This is a genomic window from Nocardia sp. NPDC004260 (assembly GCF_053603155.1).
In genome coordinates this window covers 1-2,656 of record NZ_JBSGEZ010000220.1, presented here as the reverse complement: position 1 = coordinate 2,656, position 2,656 = coordinate 1, and the positions used below count along the sequence as shown (strand labels likewise).

Annotated in this window: 3 protein-coding genes and 1 pseudogene; 2 read left to right on the top strand and 2 right to left on the bottom strand. The window is 66.1% G+C overall.

Translation table 11 applies throughout. The annotated features are described in order from the left end of the window. Window positions 1–802: 802 nt before the first annotated feature. Window positions 803–973: a hypothetical protein gene (locus ACWEO7_RS39070; RefSeq protein WP_452430832.1), complete on the bottom strand. Its 171-nt coding sequence runs from the start codon at window positions 971–973 to the stop codon at window positions 803–805. A 215-nt stretch (window positions 974–1,188) separates the two neighbouring features. On the opposite strand from ACWEO7_RS39070, the gene ACWEO7_RS39065 reads away from it, so the two are divergent. Further along, window positions 1,189–1,392, top strand: a complete 204-nt coding sequence (locus ACWEO7_RS39065; protein WP_452430830.1) for a Tn3 family transposase — start codon at window positions 1,189–1,191, stop codon at window positions 1,390–1,392. After that, window positions 1,353–1,511, top strand: a pseudogene (locus ACWEO7_RS39060) (Tn3 family transposase); the annotation flags it as partial. The gene ACWEO7_RS39065 and the pseudogene ACWEO7_RS39060, both read left to right, overlap by 40 nt. A 677-nt stretch (window positions 1,512–2,188) precedes the next feature. On the opposite strand, the gene ACWEO7_RS39055 reads toward ACWEO7_RS39060, so the two are convergent. Next, on the bottom strand, window positions 2,189–2,656 hold a 468-nt coding region (locus ACWEO7_RS39055), incomplete at its 5' end, for a transposase (RefSeq protein WP_452430828.1).

Here is a 2,656-nt window from a genome sequence, read left to right as displayed (position 1 = left end):
CCGCTAGTCAGGTGGTCCCATCAGTGGCAAACGGGTGGTCCCATCCTCATGGCAAAACCGGCTCCGAAGTGGTCCCTTCCTCCTGGCAGCCGACACTCGGACGCGACTTCCGTGTCCTCGACGGTGTGCCCACCAAGACTGTCGAGCCCTCCAGTCCACATGGGTGGGGGTACTGGGAGCTGATGGAGCTGGTGGAGTGGGTGCTGACTCGGGAGGCGATCCTCGCCTACACGGTGCTGGGTCGGCAGGGCGAGGATCCGTGGAGGGCGCTGGAGCAAACCCCCGCGGACCTCGACCGGCCCAGGGTGAGGCAGCTTCTCCGACGCTTGGACGGTCGTGAGCGGAGTGCTTCTGGATACACGGCGGCGGTGGTTATCTGGAGGGAATTTGCGGCTGGCTCGACGCCGCCGAGACCGGCGAGCTGGCGGCACTTCTCCCGCCGACGCGGGCACCCCACGACAAGCCCGACTTATGGCAACAGTTCACGACTGTCCTGGATTGGGCCATCGACCACGGTGTCGGCTTGCTGTGGGGGCGTGATCTCGAAATCTTCTACCAAAAAGATCCGGAGAAGACTCTCTTCGGAGAGGGCGGGACACCGCCGCGCCCGCTTTGACCGCAAGCAACCTACGGCGAGCGGACCGCACCCTCGGGCGAAGACACCCCGGATTTCCTCACGTTGTCTCACACAAAACGAGACGGAACAGCGTTGTGGCGGTGAGGGTTGGTTCAGCCACCGCCGATCAGGCGGTGTCGAGATTCGCGATCAGACGCTGCCCAGGTTCGCGATCAGAACCACAGCTCATCGGCTGAACCAACTCAGTACCAAATCGACCACCTCCAGGGCCGTGTTCAAAGCCAACAGCGCCTCGACGGTCTTGATCACCGCCCTGCTCCAGTGCGCGCGGCGCCTGGGCGGCGGTGAGGGCTCGCCGTTGTCCGAAGTGCCGCGATGCGATTCGTCCTGACTCATGGCGGCGGACCGTAGACAGGAGGGGGCAACGCCTCCTGAGCTGGAATTCAGGCGGTAGGTCACCAGCCGCCGCGAAGGCCTGCGGCCTCGGATGCGGTGCGGAATTCGGTCAGGATCTGGGTGCGGTCGGTGTAGCGGAGGTTCGGGCGGTGTAGCGGAGATTTGGGCGGCGAAGGTCGCGGAAGTACTCGTCGAGGTTGTGGACGAATACTGCGGTGGATAGTCACGGCCAGTCCGAGATCGGGTTCGGCGTGACGAGATTGCTGGGTTTCGATCTGCTGCCGAGAATCAAGCGGATCAAAAGGTGCAAGCTCTACCGGCCCGCCGCTGGTGAGCCTGACCTGTGGCCGGGGCTGAAACCGGCCATGACCAGGCCCATCGCCAGCTCGAGGAACAGACCGAGCAAGCCTGGTGTCTGACCTTGGCCACGAACGCGGTCTTCGCCTGGACCACAGAGTATTACGGCCTCGCCGTCGAGCAGATGCGCCGCGCGGGACGTCGCATCGACGACGAGGTCCTGGCGCGCATCAGGCCGGCTTTTCCTCGAGGAACGGTCCAGCCGGGAGATCCGCGTCGCGACCGAGCAACCACAGGATGAACGACACCAGCGCGGCACCAGCCTCTCGCCACTCACGGCCGGTCAGTTGGCACCAGTTCAGGTACAACACCAACGAACTTGCATAGGCAGCAGTGGTCCCCTCCGCACAGTCCTGCCCAAATCTCAAGGGCCACAGGAACTCGGTGCCGCGAGCAAGGCTGGGACGCACCAGCAGTCCCGGCGGCGGCCGCGCGCTCGACCTCGCCGGAATCGGAGAAACCGGTGCGCTCGCGGACTGCGATCGACCGGCTCATCTGCCGCCGCGAGGCCCATCTGCGGGAGAAGACGCCGTGCGGATGCTGTATGAAACTTGCGCTCGCACGGAGGAACTGCTCAATATCGAGGACCTCGACCTGGCGGGCCGGTGCGCCCGGGTGAAGTCCAAGGGCGCCGAACCCCGTACCCGCCGCCGCGGCGCTGCCCACCACGAACACGTCCTGGAAACCGTGTACTGGGACGCTGGCACCGCCCGGCTACTGCCCCGGCTGATCCGCGGCGGCACCCGCGGACCGATATTCGTGACCCACCGCCGCCCCGGACCCATAAAGTATCTCGCCGACCGCGACCTGTGCCCCGACACCGGCCTCGCACGGCTGTCCTACGACCAGGCGCGCGACCTACTCGCCACCGCGACCGATGGGCCCGGAACTGGTTGGGACCTGCGCGAACTGCGGCACTCCGGGCTGACACACGAGGAAGTGTGTGGCCTTGCGGTCGTAGCGGATGTTGAGGCGGCGGTAGCCGGTCGGCCAGGAAATCGTGCGCTCGATCACCCACCGGTGACGGCCGAGGCGCTGGGAGGATTCGATGCCTTTGCGGGCGATGCGGACGCCGATCCCGCGTTCTCGCACCCATTGCCGAAGTTCGGCGGTGTCGTATGCCTTGTCGGCGTGCAGCTTGCCGGGTTTGCGTCGGCGCGGACCGCGCCGCGAGCGGGTGGCAGAAATCGCTTTGACCAGCGGCCGCAGCGCTTCGGCGTCGTTGGTGTTGGCAGACAAGACGCCCACCGACAGAACGCTTCCCGCGCGGTCGGATAGCACGTGAATCTTCGAGCCGGGCTTGCCGCGATCGACCGGGCTCGGGCC